The sequence below is a fragment of the Streptomyces sp. NPDC012827 genome, from assembly GCF_042900905.1.
Classification (GTDB): Bacteria; Actinomycetota; Actinomycetes; order Streptomycetales; family Streptomycetaceae; genus Streptomyces; species Streptomyces gulbargensis.
Window position 1 is genome coordinate 528118 of record NZ_JBIBBY010000002.1, and the last position, 23866, is coordinate 551983.

A 23866-nucleotide genomic window follows, 5' to 3' on the forward strand; every position below is an offset into this window, starting at 1 on the left:
GCGTGAAGAAGACCACTCCTTCGTGGGGTGGGGCGGTCGGGCGCGTAGCCTCCCTACTTATGAGTACGCACGCCTCTGACCCCTTGGCCGCGCTCGGCTCCCTGCCCGGCGTCGCCGACGCGGTGGACTCCGTACGCAAGGCCGTCGACCGGGTCTACGGCCACCGTGTGATGCGGCGCCGCAGCAACGAGATCTCCTCCGAGGCGGCGCTGCGCGGGGCGCGTGGCTCGGCCGCCCTCTCGGGAGCCGACTGGGCGCTGGAGGAGGTCCGGCGGCGGACCGACTTCAGCGCCGACCCGGAGGCCCGCACGGTCGGTGCCGCGCTCCGGCTGAGCGCCGAGGCGGGGCAGCTCCTCTCCATCTGGCGCCAGTCACCGCTGCGGGTGCTCGCCCGTCTCCACTTGGTCGCGGCGGGCGAACAGCTCGACTCGGTGGGCCGCCCCCGGCTGGACGGCGAACCGGTCGACGAGCCGCTCGTCGAGGCCCCGCTGCCGGCGCCCTCCGAGGTCGCGGCCCGGCTCGACGGCCTGGCGGAACTGATCGTGGCGGGCGGCGACGCCCCCGCCCTGGTGACCTCCGCCGTGGTGCACGGCGAGCTGCTGGCACTGCGGCCGTTCACCTCGCACAACGGGCTCGTCGCGCGGGCGGCGGAGCGGATCGTCCTGGTCGGCAGCGGTCTCGACCCGAAGGCGATCTGCCCGGCCGAGGTCGGCCACGCGGAGCAGGGCCGGGCGGCGTACCTGGCCGCGTTCGAGGGCTATCTCTCGGGAACTCCCGAAGGCGTCGGTGCCTGGATCGCGCACTGCGGCCGCTCGGTGGAGCTGGGGGTCCGTGAGTCGACGGCGGTCTGCGAGGCGCTTCAGCGCGGCGCCGCCTGACGGCCCCCGGACAAGGGTTGCGGCGGTACCGAGGAGCGGTACCGCCGCTGGCACGTCCACCCAGTTACCAAGCGTCCTCGATATGTGCCCATCAGGCGGGGAACTTTGCCCTTCGCCTGGTGCGGCTGGCCCGTAATCGACGGGTCGACGTCGCGTGGGTGCCAGGTTTCCGTGCTCAGGTCCGTGGGGCCTTCATGCTCAACAGGTGATCCTCTCGGATGTCCTAGGTCTCGCGGGCCTGATTCCTTTCTACTCCTGTCCCGGTGGAAGCGAAAGTGCTGACTCCACTTCTTTGCCGCGGGCCTTGAAGGGACTCATTTCCTGGCGCCTGCCCGGGGCGTGCCGGGTCGGGCGGGCAGCGGTGGAGGGGTGCCGGCAGAGGGGTGGCGGGCGCAGGGGCGCCGGTGGAGGGGCCTGGGTGGAGGGGCCTCGGTGGAGGGGCGCCCGCTCGCCCGGTCGCGGTCCGGTGGAGGGGCGCCCGCTCGCCCTGGTTGTCGTCCGGTGAACCCGGCGGCTGCCCGGCCGTGCCGTCGGGGGCGGCAGACGGGAGCCGGCCGGTCCGCCCGCTGCGGTGAGCGCGTGTCGGAGACCGGCCGGGCCTCCGGCGCGCGTGCGGTGTCAGGAGGTGACGAGCGCCGCCGCCTGGCGGCGGCGCGAGGCGTACCAGACGATCCCGGCCGTCGCAGCCGCCGCGCCGACCGCCGCCGCGGCGACCAGGGCCGGACGGGGAGGCATCCGGAACGCGGGCAACCGTTGCTTGAGCCGTACCGGCTTCTCGAAGGCCAGCACCGGCCACTCCCGGGCGGCCGCCTCCCGGCGCAGGGTGCGGTCGGGGTTGACCGCGTACGGGTGCCCCACCGCCTCGAGCATCGGGATGTCGGTGGCGGAGTCGCTGTACGCGTAACAGCGGGACAGGTCGTATCCCTCCGACTCCGCGAGCTCCCGGACGGCCTCCGCCTTCGTCGGGCCGTAGGCGTAGTACTCCACCTCGCCGGTGAAACAGCCGTCCTCGCCGACCACCATCCGGGTGGCGACGACCCGGTCGGCGCCCAGCATCTCGCCGATCGGCTCGACCACCTCGGCGCCCGAGGTCGAGACGATCACGACATCGCGCCCCGCGGCGTGATGTTCCTCGATGAGGGAGGCCGCCTCGTCGTAGATGATCGGGTCGATCAGATCGTGCAGGGTCTCGGCGACGAGCTCTTTGACCTGTGCGACGTTCCATCCTTTGCAGAGCGCGGAAAGATATTCGCGCATCCGCTCCATCTGGTCGTGATCGGCTCCGCCCGCGAGGAAGACGAACTGGATGTACGCCGTCCGCAGGGCGGCGCGGCGGCTGATCAGTCCGCCCCGGTAGAAGGACTTGCTGAAGGTCAGCGTCGATGACTTCGCAATGACCGTCTTGTCCAGGTCGAAGAAGGCGGCTGCGCGCGGCAAGGAGTGGTTTTCCACAAGCCCGAGCATAGGTGCCCGCCATTCGGCGTACCCTCCTGCGTGTGGGTTTGCCTGAGAAGGCTCTCGGGTACACCATGGAAGTCACGGATCGTTCGCGACCGTGCTAACCCGGACCGGCTCCTCCCCCCCCGAGTCGGCCGGAGAGACGACCCCCGCTCTCCCCCCCGGCGGGGGTCGTCGCATGTCCGGAGCCGTTTTGGCTCTCGTTTTCATCCTCTTCTCCCTTCGTTCGCGTGGATGTCCGCCGCCTGCCAGCGCAGCAGTCGCAGCCTTCGATCGCTACACACAGTAATCGTCGAGTCGCGTTCCGGGCAGCCCCCGAAGGGGTGGTCGAGATATTCACAGGCCTGGGGTTATCCACAGTTTTTTGGTGGGATCGGGAAGATTTTCCCTAGGGCCCCATGGTGATTCCAGCCGTGAAGTTCGCGGCGTACGGGAATCACCTGAGGGGTGTCGCGTCATGGAACGGACCAGGGCAGAGGCGGCGGGGGCCGCCGCGCCGAGCGCGGTCGCGGAGAGCCGGGAAGAGGCACGCGGGACCGGGCCGCTGATCGTCACGGAGGATCTCGAGCTTCTCGACGACCTGTTGCGGCTGTGCGCGGCCGCCGGAGCGGATCCCGAGGTGCACCACGCGGTGCCGGAGCGCAGGGCGGACTGGACCGACCCGCCGCTCGTCCTGATCGGGGAGGACGCGGCGCTCCGCTGCCGGGGCGCGGTGCGCCGGCCCGGCGTCGTCCTCGTCGGCCGCCGGCCGGACGAGCCGGTGGTGTGGCGGCTGGCGGTCGAGATCGGCGCCGACAGCGTCCTGCGGCTTCCGGAGGCCGAGAACGTTCTCGTGGACCGCATCGCGGACGCCGCCGAGGGCGTGGGCCGGCAGGCGCTGACCGTCGGGGTCGTCGGCGGGCGCGGCGGTGCCGGGGCGTCCACCCTGGCCTGCGGTCTCGCGCTCGCCGCCGCCCGCACCGGCCGCCGCACCCTGCTCGTGGACGCCGACCCGCTCGGCGGGGGGCTCGACGTACTGCTCGGCGGCGAGCGGGAAGAGGGCCGCAGGTGGCCCGACTTCGCCGCCTCGAAGGGGCGCCTGGCCGGCGGCGCCCTGGAGGAGTCTCTTCCCGCGGTCCGCGGGGTCCGGGTGCTCAGTTGGGGCCGGGAGCTGGCCGCCGCCGTGACGCCCGAGGCCGTACGGTCCGTCCTCGCCGCGGCCCGGCGGCGCGGTGGGGTCGTCGTGGTCGACCTGCCGCGCGGCGTCGACGAGGCCACCACCGAGGCGCTGGCGCAGCTCGACCTCGGCCTGCTGGTGGTCCCGGGCGAGTTGCGGGCCGTCGCCGCCGCGCACCGGGTGGCGTCGACCCTCCGCGCCGTCGTCCGCGACCTGCGGGCCGTGGTCCGCGGCCCGTACGCGGCGGGACTCGACGACCACTGGGTCGCCGAGGCCCTGCGGCTGCCGCTCGCCGGAGAACTCCCCTACGACCCGGGCGTGGTGGCGGACCAGGACGTGGGCGCGCCGCCCGGCGCCGAGCCACGCGGCCCCCTCGCCCGGTTCTGCTCGGCCTTCTGGGACCGGGCGCTCACCCCCGGCGGTGCGCGATGACCGGGGCGGCCGGGTTCACCGGCGGGGACCCGGGCGGGGGAGCGGGGCTGCTGGACGCCGTGCGGCAGCGGCTCGCGGCGAGCGGCGCGGAACCCACACCGGCCCGCGTGGCGGCGGCGCTCCGGGCACAGGGCCGGCTCCTCGGGGACGCGGAAGTGCTCGGCGCGGCCGAACAGTTACGGCGGGAGCTCATCGGCACGGGCCCGCTGGAACCGCTGCTCGCCGACCCCCGGGTCACCGACGTCCTGGTCTCGGCGCCCGACCGGGTGTGGGTGGACCGGGGTGCCGGGCTCGAACGGGCGCCGGTGTCCTTCCCCGACGCCGGTGCCGTCCGCAGGCTCGCCCAGCGGCTGGCGGCCGTCGCCGGGCGCAGGCTCGACGACGCACGGCCCTGGGTGGACGCGCGGCTGCCCGACGGGACGCGCATGCACGCGGTGCTGCCACCCGTCGCGGTGGGCTCGACCTGCCTGTCGCTGCGGGTGATGCGGCCCCGCGCCTTCTCCCTGGAGGAGCTGGTCGAGGCGGGCACCGTGCCGCCCGGTGGCGCCGCGATCCTGCGCGCCTTGATCGAAGCGCGCGTGTCGTACCTGGTCAGCGGTGGTACGGGCACCGGCAAGACCACGCTGCTCGCCACCCTGCTCGGCCTGGTGGGCGAGCGGGAGCGGATCGTGCTCGCCGAGGACTCCGCCGAGCTGCGGCCGGACCACCCGCATGTGGTCCGTCTGGAGGCGCGGCCGGCGAACCAGGAGGGCGCGGGCCTCGTCACCCTGAGGGACCTGGTCCGGCAGGCGCTGCGGATGCGGCCCGACCGGCTGGTGGTCGGCGAGGTCCGTGGTGGAGAGGCCGTCGACCTGCTCGCCGCCCTCAACACCGGCCACGAGGGCGGCTGCGGAACGCTCCACGCCAACACGGCGGCGGACGTGCCGGCCCGGCTGGAGGCCCTGGGCACGGCTGCCGGGCTCGACCGGGCGGCCCTGCACAGCCAGTTGGGGGCCGGGTTGTCGGCCGTCCTGCACCTCGTACGTGAACGGGGCGGGCGGCGGCGGATCGCCGAGGTCCACGTCCTGGAACGGGACCGTGAGGGGCTCGTGCGCACGGTGCCCGCGCTGCGGTGGACCGCGACCGGGTTCGCGCGCGAGCGGGGCTGGACGCGGCTGAGCGCGCTGATCGGAGGGGCCGGTGGTGACCGTGACGACCGGTGAGGCGGCCGGAGCGGGGCTGACCACGGTGGCGGCCCTCTGCGTGGCGCTCGTCCTGTGGTGGGAGGTGGAGCGGCGGCGCGGACTGCGCAGACTGCGCGGGGTGCTGGACCTCGTCACACCCGGGCCGCCGCCCGGGGTGCCGGGCCGGGGGAGGGACGCGCCGTGGGCGGTTGCCCTGCGGGCCTGGGGCCGGGTGCCCGAGAGCCGAGCGTGGTGGTGCCTTCCCGTGGCCGCGGCCCTCGCCGTCCTCGGCGCGTCACCGCTGCCACTGCTGCTCGGGGCCGTGGCCGTGCCGTTGCTGCGCCGCCGCCTGCGGACGGCCGCGCTCCGCAGGGAGAAGGAGGCGCGGGCCAGACGCGTGGTGGACCTGTGCGCCGTGGCGGCGGGCGAGCTGAGGGCCGGGTGGCAGCCCGTGCGGGCGCTGGAGTTCGCGGCCCGGCAGTCCGGCGCCCTCGGCGACCACGAGGCAGGCGTCCTGGCGGCGGCCCGGTTCGGCGGTGACGTGCCGGAGGCGCTGCGCGGCGCGGCCCGCGCGGACGGTGCGGGAGGGCTCGCGGGCCTCGCCGCCTGCTGGCAGGTGGCCGTGGACGGCGGCGCGGGGCTCGCCGCCGGCCTGGACCGGCTGGAAGGAGCGCTCCGCGACCACCACGAGCAACGCGAGCGGCTGCGGTCCGAACTCGCCGGAGCCTGGGCCACCGTGGCGGTCCTGGCCGTCCTCCCGGCGGCGGGGCTGGCCATGGGCACCGCACTGGGCGCCGACCCCCTGCGGGTGCTGCTCCACACACCGGCCGGGCTGGCCTGCCTCGCCGTGGGCGGCGCCCTGGAAGCGGCCGGTCTCTGGTGGGCCGCACGGATCGTCCGGGGAGGTGAGCGGCCGTGACACCGGCGATCACCCAGGCCGGGGTGCCGGCCGTGCTGCTCCTCCTGTCCGGGGAGGCCCTGTACGGGATGGCCCGCGAGCGGCGGGCACGCCACGGGCGGCGGCGGCTCGCGTCGCTGCTCGGCGCGCCGGCGGAGCGACTGCGGCGCCCGGCGCGACCCCGGCGGTCGCCGGCGCCCTCGTGGGCGAGGGAAGGAGCGGTGGCCTTCCTGGCCGTGGCGGGCGGATGGGCGCTGGCGGGTCCGCTCGCCGCCCTCGTCGCCACAGGCCTGGCCCTGGGTGTGGTGCGGCTGCGCGGGGCGGGGCGCCGCAGGGCTCGCGCGGCTGCGGCCGACGAGGAGACGGCCCGCCACCTTCCGCTGGCCGCCGACCTGTTGGCGGCGTGCGCGGCGGCGGGAGCGGGACCGGCCGAAGCGGCCCTGGCCGTGGGGCGGTCGATGGGCGGACCGCTGGGCGAACGCCTGACCAGGACCGCAGCCGAACTCCGCCTCGGGGGTGAGCCGGCCGAGGTGTGGCGGAGGTTCGGCGCGATACCGGGCGCCGAGGGGCTCGCCCGCTGCATGGAGCGGGCGGGTGCGTCGGGAGCGCCGTCCGCGGAGGCCGTCGCCCGGCACGCGGCCGGCCTCCGGGCAGCCCGGGCCCGTACGGCCGCTGCGCGGGCGCGCCGGGCCCAGGTTCTGATCAGCGCGCCCGTGGGGCTCTGTTTCCTCCCCGCCTTCCTCGCGGTGGGAGTGGCCCCGGTGGTGATCGGCCTGGCGACGGAGCTGATGGCGCGGTGACCACGACACCACGACGCACGCGACACGACGACGAGCCGTACGGACCACGCGACCGCACGGCACACGACATGCACGACACGCGCGACACGACAGAACACGACGGACAAGGAGAGCGGGATGACGAATGGCATGAAGGCACGGGTACGGCAGTGGGCGCGGGGATGGTGGCGCGTCCGGCGGGCGGCGGTGCGGTCCGACGCCGGTATGACCACGTCCGAGTACGCGATGGGGACGATCGCGGCAGCGGGGTTCGCGGCCGTGCTGTACAAGATCGTCACCAGCGGGGGAGTGTCCGCCGCCCTGGAATCGGTGATCGGGAAGGCGCTCGATGCGCCGTTCTGACCGGGGCTTCGTGACCGTCGAGGCGGCGCTGGTCCTGCCGGTGCTGGCCCTCTTCACGGTGGCCCTCCTGTGGGGCCTGGCGGCGGCCGCCGCGCAGATCCGGTGCGTGGACGCGGCCCGTGCGGGGGCACGGGCGGTGGCCCGCTCGGAGCCGGTGGCCTCCGCCGAGGAGGCGGCACGGGCCGCCGCTCCCGAGGGCGCCCGGGTCACGGTCACCCGTGCGGGTGAATTGTGGCGGGTGACGGTGGAGGCGGCGGCCCCCGGGCCGGGCGGCATGGGGCTCACCCTCCGCGCCGGTGCGGCGGCGCTCGCCGAGGACGCGCCGTACGGAGGCCCGGCATGAGGGCGCGCCGGGGCGACCGGGGTTCGGCGACGGTGTGGACGGCGTTCGCGGGCTGTGCGCTGTGTCTCGTGTTCGGGGCGGTGCTCGCGCTGGGGCAGGCGGTCACCGCGCGGCACCGGGCGGGCGCCGCCGCCGATCTGGCCGCCCTCGCCGCGGCCGACCGGGCCCTGTGGGGCGAGGCGGAAGCCTGCGCGGCGGCCGTCCGGGTCGCCGAGGCCCAGGGCGCCGGGCTGGTGCGGTGCCAGGTGCGGGGCGAGGTCGCGGAGGTGACCGCCCGGGTGGCGGGCGGACCGTACGCGCCCGAGGTCAGGTCCCGCGCGGGTCCCGCCGGCCCTCCGCCGGGACTCCCGGCTCCCCCGGGGGCATGGGTTCCGGGCCCTCCTCCGGGCGGGTCGCCGGAGGGTCCTGCGGGGCCGCGCGGAGAAGTTCCGTGAGGAGGCGGACGGCGCCCCGTTTGTGGAGCGGGTCGTTGCCGTTGCCGCACTTGGGGGACTGGATGCAGGAGGGGCAGCCGGCCTCGCACTCGCAGGAGGCGATGGCCTCGCGGGTGGCGGTGAGCCAGGCGCGGGCGGTGTGGAAGGCCCGCTCCGCGAAGCCCGCGCCGCCCGGGTGCCCGTCGTACACGAAGACGGTGGGCAGCAGTGTGTCCGGGTGGAGCGGCACCGAGACCCCGCCGATGTCCCAGCGGTCGCAGGTGGCGAACAGCGGCAGCATGCCGATGGAGGCGTGCTCGGCGGCGTGCAGGGCGCCCCCGAGGATCTCCGGGGTGATCCGGGCGGCGTCGAGCTGGTCCTCGGTGACCGTCCACCACACGGCCCGGGTGCGCAGGGTGCGGGGCGGCAGGTCGAGTTTGGTCTCGCCGAGCACCTCGCCGGTGATCAGACGGCGACGCAGGAAGGAGACGACCTGGTGGGTGACTTCGACGGAGCCGTAGCAGAGCCGGCCGTCCCCCCACGGGACCTCGGTGTCGGTCTCCAGGACCGTGAGGGAGGTGGTGTCGCGGGCGGTGGTGGAGTACGGCGGGGCGGCCTCCTCGACGAGGGCGACGGAGTCCTTGAGGTCGAGCTCCCGCACCAGGTAGGTGCGGCCCTGGTGGAGGTGGACGGCGCCCTCGTGGACGGCGGCGTGCGAGGCGGCCTCGTCGACCGTCCCCAGGAGCCGGCCCGTGCCGGCCTCCACGATCCGTACCGGGCTGCCGCCGCCGCCCCGGATGTCGGTGAGGTCGGCGGCCCGCTCCCGGCGGGTCCAGTACCAGCCCGCGGATCGGCGGCGCAGCAGCCCGGCGGACTCCAGCTGGGGGAGCAGCCCGGGCGCGGCGGGCCCGAAGAGGGCGAGGTCGGCTTCGGTCAGCGGCAGCTCGGCGGCCGCAGCGCACAGATGGGGGGCGAGGACGTAGGGGTTGTCGGGGTCCAGGACGGTCGACTCGACCGGCTGGTCGAAGATCGCCTCCGGGTGGTGGACCAGGAAGGTGTCCAGCGGGTCGTCCCGGGCCACGAGGATCGCGAGCGCGCCCTCGCCCGAGCGGCCTGCCCGGCCCGCCTGCTGCCACAGGGAGGCCCGGGTGCCGGGGTAGCCGGCGATCAGGACGGCGTCGAGGCCGGACACGTCCACGCCCAGTTCCAGGGCGGTCGTGGCGGCCAGGCCGAGGAGCTCACCGGAGTGCAGGGCCTGTTCCAGGGCCCGCCGCTCCTCGGGCAGGTAGCCGCCCCGGTAGGCGGCGACGCGTCGGGCCAGGGCGCGGTCGGTCTCGGCGAGCCGTTCCTGGGCGATCACCGAGATCAGTTCGGCGCCGCGCCGGGAGCGGACGAAGGCGACCGTGCGGACCCGCTGGCGGGTCAGGTCGGTCAGCAGGTCGGCGGTCTCGGCCGTGGCCGTGCGCCGGACCGGCGCGCCGCGCTCGCCGCGCAGCTCGGTGAGCGGCGGCTCCCACAGGGCGAAGACCAGCTCGCCGCGCGGGGAGGCGTCGTCGGCGACCTCCACGACGTCCAGGCCGGTGAGCCGGTGGGCGGCGCGCGCCGGGTCGGCGGAGGTGGCGGAGGCGAGGAGGAAGACCGGCTCGGAGCCGTACCGGGCGCAGACCCGGCGCAGCCGCCGCAGGACCTGGGCGACGTGCGAGCCGAAGACGCCCCGGTAGGTGTGGCACTCGTCGACGATGACGTAGCGCAGGGCGCGCAGGAAGGAGGCCCACCGGGGGTGGGAGGGCAGTATGCCCCGGTGCAGCATGTCGGGGTTGGTGAGCACGTGGTTGGCGTACTGCCGGACCCACTCGCGTTCCTCCACCGGCGTGTCCCCGTCGTAGACGGCGGGTCGGATCCGGTTGCCGAGCGGGGCGGCCAGCTCCTTCACGGCGCGCCGCTGGTCGGCGGCGAGGGCCTTGGTGGGGGACAGGTAGAGGGAGGTGGCCCCGCGCCCGTTGGGGGCTTCCGAGCCGTCCAGGAGGGTGGAGAGGACCGGGGCGAGATAGGCCAGGGACTTCCCCGAGGCGGTTCCTGTGGCGATCACCACGGAACGGCCGTCCAGGGCGTGCTCGGCGGCCTCCGCCTGGTGGGCCCACGGATGGCCGATACCGGCCTCCTGAATCGCGGCGATCACCTCGGGTCGGATCCGGTCCGGCCAGACGGCATGCCGGCCCTCCCGGGCGGGCATGTGCTCCGTATGAGTGATGCGCGAGGCCCGGCTCTCCCCCGAGGAGAGACGGCCGAGGACCGTGCCGGGGGAGGGGCGCTTGCCCGTGTCCCCGGCGGGACGACTGGGGCGGTGATTCTTGGCCATCGGCACCGAGTGTGTCACTGCCATGACGGACAATGCCTCCAAGGCGTCGTGCATGGCTGCTGGTAAGTGATTGAATGCCATCGCGGCTGGCGATCAGTCCCCTGGCTCCGACCGGGAGACACGAGGGGGCGATCGCCCGATAGCAAGGTGCTGGAGGATCCGTGGACCTGTCCCTGTCGACTCGCACTGTGACCGGCGTTGGTGGCGACCGTACGGTCGTCGAGGTCGGTGGCGAGATTGATGTGTATACCGCGCCCAAGCTGCGCGAGCAGTTGGTCGAGTTGGTGAACGACGGCAGCTACCACCTGGTCGTCGACATGGAGGGCGTGGACTTCCTCGACTCCACCGGCCTCGGTGTGCTCGTCGGCGGCCTGAAGCGCGTCCGCGCGCACGAGGGGTCGCTGCGCCTGGTCTGCAACCAGGAGCGCATTCTGAAGATTTTCCGGATCACGGGTCTCACCAAGGTGTTCCCGATCCACACCTCGGTCGACGAGGCCGTCAACGCGGTCGACTGACCGGGGGTATCCCATGGCCACCGTTGAACTCCGCTTCAGCGCCCAGCCCGAGCACGTCCGTACGGCCCGCCTGGTGGCCGCCGCGGTCGCCCGCCGGGCCGGGGTGAACGAGGCGGTCCTCGACGAGGTGCGGCTCGCCGTCGGTGAGGCCTGTTCCCGAGCGGTCGGTCTGCACCGGAGCAACGGCGTCACCACGCCCATCCGGGTCGTGCTGACCGAGGAGGAGAAGGCGTTCTCCATCGAGGTCGGCGACGAGGTGCCGGGTGCGGGGGTGGCGGCGGCCGATGCCGTCGGTGTGCCCGGCGCGCGCTCCGCGGCCCCGGCCGAGGACTTCGACGACGCGGACGGCGAGGACGAGATGGGGCTCGCGGTCATCCGCGGTCTCGTCGACGACGTCGAGGTGTCCGCCGGCGCGGACGGCGGCACCATCCGGATGAGCTGGCCGACGAGCCCGGCGGACATCCTGTCCTGACGAGCCCGACGCGACGCGCCCGAGCGGCCGTCCCGTCGAGCCCGTGAAGAGGCCCTGCGCGCAGGGCCTCTTTCGCATGCCGCCGCAAGGGAACGAGTCCTTCCCGCCCCGTCGTCCGGCGGGGACGAGCCCGGGCGGCGGAACCGGCCCGCCCAGCCCCCCCTGCGCTCCCGCCGCATGCGAGCCGTGCACAGCCCGGGCCCGCTCCCGCTGCGGCCCCACCCCGTTGGTGCATCCGCGCGGGGCCGGTGGAAGATCCCCGTTCGGTGGGGTTTGTCTCCCTATGATCCGTCCCCATGCACCCCACCTCTCTCGCCGCGGCGGTCCTCACGAGTGGGAACCGGACGATCGTGGTCGTCGTCGCGGCCGTCGCCCTCGCCGCGCTGGTCGTCGCGCAGCTGCTCGTCCGACAGGTTCTCGCCGCCGGGCAGGGGACCGCGAAGATGCGGGAGATCGCCGCGGCCGTGCAGGAAGGGGCGAACGCCTATCTCGCGCGGCAGCTCCGTACGGTCGGAATCTTCGCCGTCGTGGTGTTCTTCCTGCTGATGTTGCTGCCCGCCGACAGCTGGGCGGAGCGGGCCGGGCGGTCGTTGTTCTTCCTGGTCGGCGCCTTGTTCTCGGCGGTCACCGGTTATGTGGGCATGCGGCTCGCCGTACGGGCGAACGTGCGGGTCGCCGCGGCGGCGCGAGAGGCCACTCCGGGGCCGGGGGAACCGGCGAAGAAGCTCTCGGAGGTCTCCCACCGGGCCATGAGGATCGCGTTCCGGACGGGCGGGGTCGTCGGCATGTTCACCGTCGGCCTCGGGCTGCTCGGCGCCGCGACCGTCGTCCTCGTCTACGCGGCCGACGCGCCGAAGGTCCTGGAGGGCTTCGGCCTCGGCGCCGCGCTCATCGCCATGTTCATGAGGGTCGGCGGCGGGATCTTCACCAAGGCCGCCGACGTCGGCGCGGACCTGGTCGGCAAGGTGGAGCAGGGGATCCCGGAGGACGACCCGCGCAACGCCGCCACCATCGCCGACAACGTGGGCGACAACGTCGGCGACTGCGCCGGCATGGCGGCCGACCTCTTCGAGTCGTACGCCGTGACCCTGGTCGCCGCGCTCATCCTCGGCAAGGCCGCCTTCGGGGACGTCGGCCTCGCCTTCCCGCTGATCGTTCCGGCGATCGGCGTCGTCACGGCCGTGATCGGCATCTTCGCGGTCTCCCCGCGGCGCGCGGACGGCAGCGGCATGAGTGCGGTCAACCGCGGGTTCTTCGTCTCGGCGGTGGTCTCCCTCGTCCTCGTCGCCGTCGCCGCCTTCGTCCACCTGCCGTCCTCCTTCGCCGACCTCCGCGGCGTCACCGAGCCCGGCATCCAGGACCACGCGGGTGACCCCCGGGTCCTGGCCCTCGTCGCGGTCGCCATCGGCATCGTCCTCGCCGCGCTGATCCAGCAGCTCACCGGCTACTTCACCGAGCCGCGCCGCCGCCCTGTGCAGGACATCGGCCGGTCCGCCCTCACTGGCCCGGCCACGGTCGTCCTCGCCGGTGTGGCGCTCGGCCTGGAGTCCGCCGTCTACACGGCGCTGCTCATCGGCCTGGCCGTGTACGGGGCGTTCCTGCTCGGCGGCGCCTCGATCATGCTCGCGCTGTTCGCGGTGGCCCTCGCGGGAACGGGCCTGCTCACCACCGTCGGGGTGATCGTGGCCATGGACACCTTCGGGCCGGTCGCCGACAACGCCCAGGGCATCGCCGAGATGTCCGGGGACGTCGAGGGCGCCGGCGCGCAGGTCCTCACCGATCTCGACGCCGTCGGCAACACGACGAAGGCCATCACCAAGGGCATCGCCATCGCCACCGCCGTCCTCGCCGCCGCGGCCCTCTTCGGCTCGTACCGGGACGCCATCGCCACCTCGGTCGCCGAAGTCGGCGCGAGGGCCGGGGAGGTGACGCTCTCGATGGACATCTCGCAGCCCAACAACCTCTTCGGCCTGATCCTCGGCGCGTCCGTCGTCTTCCTCTTCTCCGGGCTCGCCATCAACGCGGTCTCCCGGTCCGCCGGGGCCGTCGTCCACGAGGTGCGGCGGCAGTTCCGCGAGCATCCGGGAATCATGGACCGCACCGAGAAACCGGAGTACGGGCGGGTCGTCGACATCTGCACCAAGGACGCGCTGCGCGAACTCGCCACGCCCGGTCTGCTCGCCGTGACCGCCCCGATCGCGGTCGGCTTCACGCTCGGGGTCGGCGCGCTCGGCGCGTACCTCGCGGGGGCGATCGGGACGGGCGCGCTGATGGCGGTCTTCCTCGCCAACTCGGGCGGGGCCTGGGACAACGCGAAGAAGCTGGTGGAGGACGGCCGGTACGGCGGCAAGGGCAGCAAGGCCCACGCGGCGACCGTCATCGGTGACACGGTCGGCGACCCGTTCAAGGACACCGCCGGGCCGTCGATCAACCCGCTGCTGAAAGTGATGAACCTGGTCGCGCTGCTGATCGCCCCGGCCGTCGTCCGCTTCGGGTACGGAGACGACGCGAGCCCCTGGCTACGGGCACTGGTAGCGGGCCTCGCGCTGCTCGTCGTGGTGATCGCCGTCCGGGCCTCCAAGCGCCGTTCGGTGGCGGTCTCCTGACGTGGTGTCCGTCTCATTTCCGGGACCGTCCGGCCGTGTCGGCCTTGGTTCAAAAGGCTTCATTGTGGAATGAATCGGTCCCACGAACGGTGGATGCCGCCCGTACGGCGTGTATGTTCCGGGGCCGAGAGCCTTGGAAGGGACCGATCCGGTGAACAAGAAGCTTGCGGCCGCACTGTCCGGCGGCGCGGTACTCATGCTCGTGCTGTCCGGGTGCAGCGACGACGAGGACAAGGTGGGCAACTGGGCGAAGACGTTCTGCGACCAGGCGAAGCCCCAGATCCAGAAGCGCGCCGACGCCCACCAGATCATCATCTCGACGGCCGCGGACAGCAAGCCCGCCGACATCCAGGCCGCCGACTCGAAGGCGTTCCAGGACATCGCCGACGCCGACCGGGCGCTCGCGAAGGCGGTCGAGAGCGCCGGGGTCCCGCCGGTCGAGAACGGCCAGAAGATCCAGCAGGACGCGGTACGGGAGCTCAACGCCACGGCCGTCTCCTACGAGGGTCTGAAGAAGCAGGTCGACGCGCTCGACCCGACGAACCAGCAGAAGTTCGCGGACGGCCTCCAGGGGGTCGCCGAGGGCCTGGAGAAGATCGAGAAGTCCGACCAGGCCGCCCTGGCCAAGCTGGAGAGCGGCGAGCTGGGCCGGGCCATGGCCAAGCAGCCGGGCTGCCAGAAGCCCACCGCGTCCACCCCTCCGGCCTCCGGCACCGCCTCGCCCGAGCCGGGCGCCCCCGCGAGCACCCCGGCGCGGTCCACCGGCGGCTCCTCGGTCACGCCGTCCGCGACGGCGAGCCAGGAGTAGCGCGGGAGGAGCGCGGGAGCGGGAGGCGGAGAAGGGCCGGACCGGGGGCCGTCCGGAACCGCGAGCCGGCGGCCACCGGTTGTCGGCCCCGGCCCCCGGGGGCGGTGAGCGGTCGGCGGTGACACGGCGCGCGTCCGTCCGACGACGGCCGGCCGCGTCCGGTACCCGCCCGGAGAGGCCCCGCCGGTGCGCGCCCGCGTCCGTCCGGCGTCCGGCACACGCCGGGGAACACCCCGCCGGTGCCGTCTGATCGGTCGTCACCGCCGGGTCGGCCGCCCCGATGTCGGTGGCGGCCGTCACAATGGGCAGCGTGAGTACGACCAGCCTGACCACCAGCCTCCCGGTGCCCGCGCACGCCGACCGTCTGCGCGGGGCCCTGCTCGCCGCCGACTTCACCGCGGACGGCCTGCTCGACCTGCTCGGCGCCCCCGCCTACGCGGCGCTCGCGCGCAGCGAGACCGTGCCCGCCCTGCGCGCCACCCGCGGAGACTCCCCGCTGGAGACCCTCGTCCGGCTGTTCCTGCTGCAGGAGCCCGTCGCGTACGAGCGGGCCGCCGCCGCGCTCCCGCTGGCGGAGGCCCTCGCCGACGGCTGGGCCGTCCGGGACGGCGACACCGTGCGCGCGACCGTCGACGTGCGGCCGTACGGCGGCCCCGGGGGCGAGGACTGGTTCATCGTCTCCGACCTGGGCTGCGCCGTCGGCGGCGCGAGCGGCATCGGCACCAAGGACGAAGGGGTGGTCCTCGGTGTCGGCGGCGCCTCCACCACCCTCGCCGGCATCACCGTCCGTACGCCGGTGGGCGCGGCGCTCGACCTCGGTACCGGTTCCGGCATCCAGGCCCTCCACGCCGCCCAGCACGCCACCCGGATCACCGCCACCGATCTCAACCCGCGCGCCCTGGAGTTCGCCCGGCTCACCCTCGCCCTTTCGGGGGCCCACGAGGCCGAGCTGCTCGAAGGCTCCCTCTACGAGCCCGTCGGTGACGCGGCGTACGGCCTGATCGTCTCCAACCCGCCGTTCGTGATCTCGCCCGGCAGCGGACTGACCTACCGGGACGGCGGGATGAGCGGGGACGACCTGTGCCGCACCCTCGTCCAGCAGGCGGGGGACCGGCTGGAGGACGGCGGGTACGCCCAGTTCCTCGCCAACTGGCAGCACGTCGAGGGCGAGGAGTGGCAGGACCGGCTGCGGTCCTGGGTGCCGCGCGGCTGCGACGCCTGGATCGTGCAGCGCGAGGTCCAGGACGTCACCCAGTACACCGAGTTGTGGCTCCGGGACAGCGGTGAGCACCGGGGCGACCCGGAGGAGTACCGGCGGGCCTACGACCGCTGGTTGGACGCGTTCGAGGCCAGTGGCACCAAGGCGATCGGCTTCGGCTGGATCACCCTCCGGCGCAGCGGGGCCGTGGCCTCCGGCGCCGTCGAGCCGTCCGTGGTGATCGAGGAGTGGCCGCACCCCGTCGAGCAGCCCCTCGGCGACACCGTACGCGCCCACTTCGAGCGGCAGGACTACCTGCGCGCGCGGGACGACGCCGCCCTGCTCGCCGACCGGTTCACGCTCGCGCCCGAGGTCGTCCAGGAGCAGGTCGGCCTGCCGGGCGCCGAGGACCCGGAGCACGTCGTCCTCCGCCAGAACCGGGGGATGCGCCGCGCCACCCGGGTGGACCACGTGGGCGCCGGCTTCGCGGGCGTGTGCGACGGCACGCTCACCGCGGGCCGCATCCTCGACGCCATCGGCCAGCTCATGGGCGAGGACCCGGTCATGCTGCGGGACCGCACCCCGCAGGCGATCCGGCTGCTGGTCGAGGAGGGGTTCCTGATCCCCGAGTCCCTGCTGCCGCCCGCCGAGGGGAGCGACGCCGTCTGAGACCGGCGGGGCGCGACCGGCCCGCCCCGTCACCGCCGGGACCACGGGCGGCCGCGCCGTCCCGCGACCGGGGCAGCCTCCCCCTCGTGAGCCCTTGGACAGTGGTCCCGCGGTGCCACCGGAGACGTTCCGTTTACGCCCGCCGCCCGGCTCGCCCCCCGGGGGGCGGAGCGCTCTCCCACCGGGGGCCGTGCAGCGGCGGACACCGCGCGCCTTCCGCGCAACACCGCTGGTCGGCACGCCTCCGCCGGTGCTTTCCTCCGTCTCCCCCGGCCAGGGGTCCGGCGCCGCCGACGGCCGTCACCGCCCGGTCCGGACACCGCTCCTGCGGCTTCCACCTCGTGCGTCCACGGCGACGGCAGGCCCCGGCGCGAGGCGGCGCACGCGGGCCGGAGCGTCGGCCGTACCCGCCGTCCTCGTGAAACCGCGCGCTCCCGTCCGCGTCGTTCACCCGGAATTCGCGTCTCTGACGCCCGGAGGTGCCAGCCTCGCCCGGGGAGACGAACGTCGCACGGGCAACGGAACGGGGTACGGACATGGAGAGCGGGCCGGCGATCTTCGCGGGAGCGGCGTTCACGCTGTTCGGAGCGGCGCTGCTGCTGTGGACCACGGTACGGCTGAGGGACCGGGAGCCCGTGGCGTACGGGGTCGGCCCCGTGGCGGCGGCGACCCTGACGACGCTCTCCGGCACCCTCTTCCTCCTTCTCGGCATCTGGTGTTTCGGCCGCCTCTGAGGCGGCCCCCACCTCTCTCCGACGGCGCTCCGCGCGCCGCCCCCGGCACGGCCCCGCCCCGCCGGTACGGGAGTCCGGGCGGCAGGAATGCCAGGACTCGGGTTACCGTTCGAGTGGCCGTTGCGGGCTTTTGCCGTTTGACACGGGGGCGGGTTGTACCGTCACACTCCGCAGCGACGGGAGCGTCACCGTCCGTGCCGCTGTCGTGCCGTGCGTGCCAGCGCCGCGCGCCGAGCGTGCCCGCACGGGCCCAGAGAGTGCCGACCGGAGAGAAGAGCGAAGTTGTCCCCGACCAGCGAGACCGCACACGGCGGCCGCCGACTCGTCATCGTCGAGTCGCCTGCCAAGGCGAAGACGATCAAGGGCTACCTCGGCCCCGGCTACGTCGTCGAGGCGAGCGTCGGGCACATCCGCGACCTTCCCAGCGGTGCCGCCGAGGTGCCCGAGAAGTACACGGGTGAGGTGCGCCGCCTGGGTGTCGACGTCGAACACGACTTCCAGCCCATCTACGTCGTCAACGCCGACAAGAAGGCCCAGGTCAGGAAGCTCAAGGAGCTGCTGGCCGAGTCCGACGAACTCTTCCTCGCCACCGATGAGGACCGCGAGGGCGAGGCCATCGCGTGGCACCTCCAGGAAGTCCTGAAGCCCAAGGTCCCGGTCCACCGGATGGTCTTCCACGAGATCACCAAGGACGCGATCCAGGCCGCCGTGGCCAACCCGCGCGAGCTCAACCAGCGCATGGTCGACGCCCAGGAGACCCGCCGGATCCTCGACCGGCTCTACGGCTACGAGGTGTCGCCGGTCCTGTGGAAGAAGGTCATGCCCCGGCTCTCCGCCGGCCGCGTGCAGTCCGTCGCCACCCGGCTGGTCGTCGAGCGGGAGCGCGAGCGCATCGCCTTCCGCTCCGCCGAGTACTGGGACCTCACCGGCACCTTCGCCACCGGCCGGGCCGGTGACCCCTCCGACCCCTCGTCGCTGACCGCCCGCCTCGCCACCGTGGACGGCAGGCGCGTCGCGCAGGGCCGTGACTTCGGCGCCGACGGGCGGCTCAAGTCCGAGAGCGTCCTGCACCTGGACGAGGAGAAGGCACGGGCGCTCGCCGCCTCGCTCGCCGACACCTCGTTCGCGGTCCGCTCGGTCGAGTCGAAGCCGTACCGCCGCTCCCCGTACGCCCCCTTCCGCACGACCACCCTCCAGCAGGAGGCGAGCCGCAAGCTCGGCTTCGGCGCGAAGGCGACCATGCAGGTGGCGCAGAAGCTGTACGAGAACGGCTTCATCACCTACATGCGTACGGACTCCACCGTGCTGTCCGAGACGGCCGTCGCCGCTGCCCGGGCGCAGGTCACCCAGCTGTACGGCGCCGACTACCTGCCGGAGAAGCCGCGCGTCTACGCGGGCAAGGTGAAGAACGCGCAGGAGGCGCACGAGGCGATCCGCCCCTCGGGCGACCGTTTCCGCACCCCCGCCGAGACCGGTCTGACCGGTGACCAGTTCAAGCTGTACGAGCTGATCTGGAAGCGGACCGTCGCCTCCCAGATGAAGGACGCGACCGGCAACTCGGTCACCGTCAAGATCGCCGGCACCAGCGCCGACGGCCGGGACGCCGAGTTCTCGGCCTCCGGCAAGACGATCACCTTCCACGGCTTCATGAAGGCGTACGTCGAAGGCGCCGACGACCCGAACGCCGAGCTCGACGACCGCGAGCGGCGCCTGCCGCAGGTCGCCCAGGGCGACGCGCTCACCGCCGAGGAGATCACCGCCGACGGCCACGCGACCAAGCCCCCGGCCCGCTACACCGAGGCCAGCCTGGTCAAGGAGCTGGAGGAGCGCGAGATCGGCCGCCCGTCGACGTACGCGTCGATCATCGGCACCATCCTCGACCGCGGCTACGTCTTCAAGAAGGGCACGGCCCTCGTGCCGTCCTTCCTCTCCTTCGCCGTGGTCAACCTCCTGGAGAAGCACTTCGGCCGGCTCGTCGACTACGACTTCACGGCCCGGATGGAGGACGACCTCGACCGCATCGCCCGCGGCGAGGCCCAGGCCGTGCCGTGGCTGAAGCGGTTCTATTTCGGCGAGGGCGGCGCGGCGGGTGCCGGGGCGGCGGCCGACGCGGGCAACGGCGACGGCGACCACCTCGGCGGTCTCAAGGAGCTCGTCACCGACCTCGGCGCGATCGACGCCCGGGAGATCTCCTCCTTCCCCGTCGGCAACGACATCGTGCTGCGCGTCGGCCGCTACGGCCCGTACGTCGAGCGCGGCGAGAAGGACCAGGACGGCCACCAGCGGGCCGACGTGCCCGAGGACCTCGCCCCCGACGAGCTCACCGTCGAGTACGCGGAGGAGCTGCTGGCCAAGCCGAGCGGCGACTTCGAACTCGGCGTCGACCCGGCCACCGGTCACCAGATCGTCGCCAAGGACGGCCGCTACGGCCCGTACGTGACGGAGATCCTGCCCGAGGACACCCCGAAGACCGGCAAGAACGCGGTCAAGCCGCGCACCGCCTCACTCTTCAAGTCGATGTCCCTCGACACGGTCACCCTCGAGGACGCGCTGCGGCTCATGTCGCTGCCCCGCGTCGTCGGCACCGACGCCGAGGGCGTCGAGATCACCGCGCAGAACGGCCGCTACGGCCCGTACCTGAAGAAGGGCACGGACTCGCGGTCGCTGACGGACGAGGAGCAGCTGTTCTCCATCACCCTGGAGGAGGCGCTCGCGATCTACGCCCAGCCCAAGCAGCGCGGGCGGGCCGCGGCCAAGCCGCCGCTGAAGGAGCTCGGCACCGACCCGGTCAGCGAGCGGCCCGTCGTCGTCAAGGACGGCCGCTTCGGCCCGTACGTGACGGACGGCGAGACCAACGCCACCCTGCGGACCGGCGACAGCGTGGAGACGATCACGCCCGAGCGCGGCTACGAGCTGCTCGCCGAGAAGCGGGCCAAGGGGCCGGCGAAGAAGACCGCCAAGAAGGCCCCGGCGAAGAAGACGGCGGCCAAGAAGACCGCCACCAAGACCGCGGCGAAGAAGACCACGGCCGCCAAGAAGACCGCCGCCAAGAAGACGACGGCCGGTACGGCGACCGCGAAGAAGACCGCGGCGAAGAAGACGGCGGCCCAGCCGGAGTAGGCACCGCGCGGAACCACGGTTCCCGTGCGGGGGAAGGGGCGGAAGCGGTGCTCCCGCCCCTTCCCCCTGCCCGCCGTCCTCCCCGGGATCCGGTCCCCCCACGGTGGCCAGGGCCGTCCGGATAGGGTGGACGGATGACGCGAGCAGAGCAGCAGCCAGACCGCCTGGGCGACTCCGACGCCGCACTCGTCGCGGATTCCCGGGAACGTGCCGTACGGGCCCTCCTGCGCCATCAGCCGCTGCGCCGGCTGTGGAGCGCCCACGCCGCCGGCGGGGCGGGGGACGCCCTCGCCCTGCTGGTCCTGGTCCTCCTCGGCCTCCAGGCGGCCGCCTCCGGGGACGCCTTCGGCGGCGGAGAGCGCGGGGCCGCCCTCGCCGTGGCCGCCGTCGTCGGCGCCCGGCTGCTGGCCTCGCTCCTCTTCGGAGCCGTCCTCCTCGGACCGCTCACCGCGCTCACCGCGCCCGGCGGCCCTCTGGACCGGCGCTGGACCATGATCGGTTCCGACGGCCTGCGGATCGCCCTGCTCGTCGTCGCGCCCCTGTGGATCGACTGGACCCCCGGCAGCGCCCTGTGGTTCCTGCTCGGCACCGTCTTCGTCACCGGGGCCGCCGAACGCCTCTGGACCGTCTGCCGCGAGGGTGCCGCGCCCGGGCTGCTGCCCGCGCCGCCCGTGGAGGGCGACGCCGTGCGGCCGCTGCCCGACCACCTCGGCGCCCTGCGCCGGCTCTCCCAGCGCACCGGCTTCCTCGCCGTCCCGGCCGCCGCCGCCGCACTGCTCCTCGCCACCCTCGTCGGCAACCTCCTGGGCGCCGGGATCGACTGGTTCTCCCGGCACCAGGCCGCGCTCGGCTCGTACGTCGCCGCCGGGCTGCTCGCCGCCTCCGCGAGCGTCCTGTACGCCATGACGCTGCCCGGCGGCCGGACCCCGCGGCCCCGCTCGCCCCTGGAGGGACTGCGCCGCCCGGCGGCCGAGAAGGGCCGCACCGGAGCCCTGCCGCTGCTCGTCCTGACCTGCGCCACCGTCGCCGGAGCCGTCGCCGCCGCGGCCTCCGTCGCCGTCCTCCACGCCCACGACCTCGGCGGCGGCCCCGTCACGTACGCGCTGCTCGTCCTCGCGCTCAGCGGTGCCACCGCCCTCGGCATCCGCACGGCCCGCTCGGTCCTGCCCGTGCTGTCCCGGCGCCGGCTGCTCGCCCTCGCGACCGCCGTCACCGGGGTCGCGCTCATCGCCATGGGCCTGGTGCCGGACACGGCGACCGTGCTGTTCCTCGCCGTCCTCACCGGCTACGCGGCCGGCGTCGCCGCCCACACCGGCCACACCCTCGTCGACCAGGAGACCGAGGAACCCCGCCGGGACCGCACCACCGACCACCTCCAGGCCTCCGCCCGCGTCGGCGTCGGCCTCGGCGCGCTGGCCGCCCCGCTGCTCGCCGCCGCGATCGGCCCGCACCGCCTCGCGTCCGGCAGCTTCGTCTTCGCCCACGGCGGCGCCGCCTTCACCCTGATCCTCGTCGGCGCCCTGCTGCTGCCGGTGGCCGCGCTCGTCCTCGCCAAGGCCGACGACCGGGCGGGCGTCCCGCTCCGCCGCGACCTGCGCGACGCGCTGCGCGGCGCCGACCCGGCCCAGGCCCCCTCCCCGACCGGCTTCTTCATCGCCGTGGAGGGCGGTGACGGCGCCGGGAAGTCCACGCAGGTCCAGGCGCTCGCCGAGTGGATCCGCGCCAAGGGCCACGAGGTCGTCGTCACCCGGGAGCCCGGCGCCACCCCCATCGGCAAGCGGCTCCGCTCGATCCTGCTCGACGTGTCCTCGGCCGGGCTGTCCAACCGGGCCGAGGCCCTGCTGTACGCGGCCGACCGCGCCGAACACGTCGACTCCCTGGTCCGGCCGGCCCTGGAGCGGGGCGCCGTCGTCATCTCCGACCGCTACATCGACTCCTCCGTCGCCTACCAGGGCGCGGGCCGCGACCTGTCCCCGACCGAGATCGCGCGCATCTCGCGCTGGGCGACGGACGGCCTCGTCCCCCACCTGACGGTGCTGCTCGACGTCTCCCCGGCCACCGCGCGGGAACGGTTCACCGAGGCGCCCGACCGGCTGGAGTCCGAGCCGCCCGAGTTCCACGCGCGCGTGCGGGCCGGTTTCCTCGCCCTCGCGGCCGCCGACCCGAGCCGCTACCTCGTCGTCGACGCCGGGCAGGACCCCGAGGCCGTCACCACCGTGGTGCGCCACCGTCTCGACCGGGTCCTGCCGCTCTCCGAGGCCGAGGTCAGGGCCGCCGAGGAGGCCCGCCGCAAGGCCGAGGAGGAGGCCCGCAGGAAGGCCGAGGAAGAGGCCGCCCGCAAGGCCGAGGAGGAGCGCCTGGAGCGCGAGCGCCAGGAGCAGCTGGCCCGGCTGCGCGCCGAGGAGGAGGAGCGCAAGCGGCGCGAGGAGGAGGAAGCCCGCCGTCTGGAGGCCGAACGCCAGGCGGAGGAGGCCCGCCGTCGCGCCGAGGAGGCGCGGATCGCGGCCGAGGAGGAGCGCAGGCGGCGCGAGGCCGAGGAGAAGGCCCGCCGCGAGGAGCAGGAGCGTCTCCGTAAGCAGGCCGAGGAGGAGGCCCGGCTCCGTGCCGAGGCCGAGGCCCGGCGCCTGGAGAAGCAGCGCAAGGCCGAGGAGGCCCTGCTGCGCGCCGAGGAGGCCCGCCGCGAGGCGGAGGCCGCGGCGGCGGCGAAGGCGGCCGAGGAGGCTGCCGCGAGGGCCGCGGCGGAGGCGGTCGCCAGGGCGGCGGCGGAGAAGGCCGCCGAGGAGCGGGCGGCGGCCGAGCGCCTCGCCGCCGAGCGGGAGCAGGCCCGGCGCGAGGCCGAGGCACGCGAGGCGGAGGCGCGGGAGACCGAGGCGCGGCGTACGGCGGAGGCGGCGCGGGCCGCCGGTGCCGCCGGGCCGGCGGACGACGTCACCGTGGAGACCCCGGTCGTCCGGCCGGACGCGTCCGGCGCCCCGACCGTCCCGCCCGAGGAGGTCACCGTCGCCACGCCGATCGTGCGCCCCGAGGACGCCCGGCGCGACGCCGGACGGCCCGACGACGAGACGGCGGTGCTGCCGCGGATCCGGGACCCGCGCGCGGCGGACGAGACCGCGGTGCTGCCGCCCGTGCGCGACGAGCGGGCCGCGGACGAGACGGCGGTGCTGCCGCCCGTGCGCGACGAGCGGGACCCGCGGGCCGGTTCCCGGGACGTGCGGGGCGGTGGCGTACGGGATCCGCGCACGGCGCCGGTCCCGGACCCGGTCGACCGGGTGCCGCCGGGCATCTTCCGTGACGAGCGGCCGGACACCGCCCGTCCCGACGACGCCACCCGCGAACTGCCGCAGCTCGACGAGCAGGGCCGCCCGCGCCGCCGCTCCGACTGGGCGGAGGAGACCCCGCTCGACGACCTGCCGACCCTGGCGGACGAGCTGTTCGGCCCGCACGGTGACGACGGCGCGGACGGGCCGGACGGCCGTCGGCGCCGCTGACGGGGACTTCCTCG

The 23866-nt window shown here is 74.6% G+C and carries 17 protein-coding genes and 1 pseudogene; 16 read left to right on the plus strand and 2 right to left on the minus strand.

Annotation, left to right across the window (positions count from 1 at the left end; all coding sequences use genetic code 11):
* The first annotated feature begins 59 nt into the window (after nt 1-59).
* Nucleotides 60-878 (plus strand): oxidoreductase, encoded by an 819-nt coding sequence (locus ACFY60_RS05870; RefSeq protein WP_388609443.1) that lies wholly within the window; start codon nt 60-62, stop codon nt 876-878.
* A 618-nt stretch (nt 879-1496) separates the two neighbouring features.
* On the opposite strand, the gene ACFY60_RS05875 is transcribed toward ACFY60_RS05870, so the two are convergent.
* Nucleotides 1497-2342, minus strand: coding sequence for an HAD family hydrolase (locus ACFY60_RS05875; protein WP_388609441.1), 846 nt, complete (start codon nt 2340-2342; stop codon nt 1497-1499).
* A 451-nt stretch (nt 2343-2793) separates the two neighbouring features.
* On the opposite strand from ACFY60_RS05875, the gene ssd reads away from it, so the two are divergent.
* From ssd to ACFY60_RS05910, 7 genes and pseudogenes are all read left to right on the plus strand, one after another.
* Entirely contained in the window at nt 2794-3924 is a 1131-nt protein-coding gene (ssd, locus tag ACFY60_RS05880) for a septum site-determining protein Ssd (protein WP_388609439.1), read from the plus strand.
* Nucleotides 3921-5126, plus strand: a complete 1206-nt coding sequence (locus tag ACFY60_RS05885) for a TadA family conjugal transfer-associated ATPase (RefSeq protein ID WP_388609437.1) — start codon at nt 3921-3923, stop codon at nt 5124-5126. The genes ssd and ACFY60_RS05885 overlap by 4 nt, the downstream gene beginning before the upstream one ends.
* Nucleotides 5107-6006, plus strand: coding sequence for a type II secretion system F family protein (locus ACFY60_RS05890; RefSeq protein ID WP_388609435.1), 900 nt, complete (start codon nt 5107-5109; stop codon nt 6004-6006). Before ACFY60_RS05885 ends, ACFY60_RS05890 begins: the two co-directional genes overlap by 20 nt.
* The gene (locus ACFY60_RS05895; RefSeq protein WP_388609433.1) at nt 6003-6785 is read left to right on the plus strand and encodes a type II secretion system F family protein; all 783 of its coding nucleotides are present in this window, start codon (nt 6003-6005) and stop codon (nt 6783-6785) included. The genes ACFY60_RS05890 and ACFY60_RS05895 overlap by 4 nt, the downstream gene beginning before the upstream one ends.
* A gap of 117 nt (nt 6786-6902) precedes the next feature.
* Nucleotides 6903-7127 carry a DUF4244 domain-containing protein gene (locus ACFY60_RS05900; RefSeq protein WP_388609431.1) on the plus strand — a complete coding sequence of 75 codons (225 nt, stop codon included), beginning with the start codon at nt 6903-6905 and terminating at the stop codon, nt 7125-7127.
* Between the two features lie 10 nt (nt 7128-7137).
* A complete protein-coding gene (locus ACFY60_RS05905) occupies nt 7138-7470 on the plus strand; it encodes a TadE family type IV pilus minor pilin (protein WP_388610196.1) in 333 nt (110 codons plus the stop codon).
* Nucleotides 7467-7736, plus strand: a pseudogene (locus ACFY60_RS05910) (Rv3654c family TadE-like protein); the annotation flags it as partial. The gene ACFY60_RS05905 and the pseudogene ACFY60_RS05910, both read left to right, overlap by 4 nt.
* A 40-nt stretch (nt 7737-7776) precedes the next feature.
* On the opposite strand, the gene ACFY60_RS05915 reads toward ACFY60_RS05910, so the two are convergent.
* Complete coding sequence (locus ACFY60_RS05915) at nt 7777-10323, minus strand: DEAD/DEAH box helicase (protein ID WP_388609429.1); 2547 nt, start codon at nt 10321-10323, stop codon at nt 7777-7779.
* Nucleotides 10324-10403: 80 nt separating this feature from the next.
* Between ACFY60_RS05915 and ACFY60_RS05920 the strand changes: the two genes are divergently transcribed.
* The 8 genes from ACFY60_RS05920 (at nt 10404) to tmk (ending at nt 23852) form a co-directional block, all read left to right on the plus strand.
* The gene (locus ACFY60_RS05920; RefSeq protein WP_309049367.1) at nt 10404-10757 is read left to right on the plus strand and encodes an STAS domain-containing protein; all 354 of its coding nucleotides are present in this window, start codon (nt 10404-10406) and stop codon (nt 10755-10757) included.
* Between the two features lie 13 nt (nt 10758-10770).
* A complete protein-coding gene (locus ACFY60_RS05925) occupies nt 10771-11229 on the plus strand; it encodes an ATP-binding protein (protein ID WP_309049368.1) in 459 nt (152 codons plus the stop codon).
* A 296-nt stretch (nt 11230-11525) separates the two neighbouring features.
* Nucleotides 11526-13835, plus strand: coding sequence for a sodium-translocating pyrophosphatase (locus ACFY60_RS05930; RefSeq protein ID WP_388609425.1), 2310 nt, complete (start codon nt 11526-11528; stop codon nt 13833-13835).
* Between the two features lie 151 nt (nt 13836-13986).
* On the plus strand, nt 13987-14643 hold the full coding sequence (locus ACFY60_RS05935; protein ID WP_388609423.1) for a small secreted protein: 657 nt from the start codon (nt 13987-13989) through the stop codon (nt 14641-14643).
* A gap of 301 nt (nt 14644-14944) precedes the next feature.
* Nucleotides 14945-16510 (plus strand): methyltransferase, encoded by a 1566-nt coding sequence (locus ACFY60_RS05940; protein WP_388609421.1) that lies wholly within the window; start codon nt 14945-14947, stop codon nt 16508-16510.
* Nucleotides 16511-17046: 536 nt separating this feature from the next.
* The gene (locus tag ACFY60_RS05945) at nt 17047-17244 is read left to right on the plus strand and encodes a hypothetical protein (protein ID WP_309049372.1); all 198 of its coding nucleotides are present in this window, start codon (nt 17047-17049) and stop codon (nt 17242-17244) included.
* A gap of 282 nt (nt 17245-17526) precedes the next feature.
* A complete protein-coding gene (gene topA, locus ACFY60_RS05950; RefSeq protein WP_388609419.1) occupies nt 17527-20364 on the plus strand; it encodes a type I DNA topoisomerase in 2838 nt (945 codons plus the stop codon).
* Between the two features lie 134 nt (nt 20365-20498).
* Entirely contained in the window at nt 20499-23852 is a 3354-nt protein-coding gene (tmk, locus tag ACFY60_RS05955; RefSeq protein WP_388609418.1) for a dTMP kinase, read from the plus strand.
* The last annotated feature ends 14 nt before the right edge of the window (nt 23853-23866 follow it).

Excerpts from the sequence above, each read along its gene's own strand:
- ACFY60_RS05870 (WP_388609443.1), top strand. The coding sequence starts at position 60 with ATGAGTACGCACGCCTCTGACCCCTTGGCCGCGCTCGGCTCCCTGCCC.
- ACFY60_RS05900 (WP_388609431.1), top strand. The coding sequence starts at position 6,903 with ATGACGAATGGCATGAAGGCACGGGTACGGCAGTGGGCGCGGGGATGG.
- ACFY60_RS05885 (WP_388609437.1), top strand. The coding sequence starts at position 3,921 with ATGACCGGGGCGGCCGGGTTCACCGGCGGGGACCCGGGCGGGGGAGCG.
- ACFY60_RS05915 (WP_388609429.1), bottom strand. The coding sequence starts at position 10,323 with ATGGCATTCAATCACTTACCAGCAGCCATGCACGACGCCTTGGAGGCA.
- ACFY60_RS05940 (WP_388609421.1), top strand. The coding sequence starts at position 14,945 with ATGGGCAGCGTGAGTACGACCAGCCTGACCACCAGCCTCCCGGTGCCC.
- tmk (WP_388609418.1), top strand. The coding sequence starts at position 20,499 with ATGACGCGAGCAGAGCAGCAGCCAGACCGCCTGGGCGACTCCGACGCC.
- ACFY60_RS05930 (WP_388609425.1), top strand. The coding sequence starts at position 11,526 with ATGCACCCCACCTCTCTCGCCGCGGCGGTCCTCACGAGTGGGAACCGG.
- ACFY60_RS05925 (WP_309049368.1), top strand. The coding sequence starts at position 10,771 with ATGGCCACCGTTGAACTCCGCTTCAGCGCCCAGCCCGAGCACGTCCGT.
- ACFY60_RS05945 (WP_309049372.1), top strand. The coding sequence starts at position 17,047 with ATGGAGAGCGGGCCGGCGATCTTCGCGGGAGCGGCGTTCACGCTGTTC.
- ACFY60_RS05875 (WP_388609441.1), bottom strand. The coding sequence starts at position 2,342 with ATGCTCGGGCTTGTGGAAAACCACTCCTTGCCGCGCGCAGCCGCCTTC.
- ssd (WP_388609439.1), top strand. The coding sequence starts at position 2,794 with ATGGAACGGACCAGGGCAGAGGCGGCGGGGGCCGCCGCGCCGAGCGCG.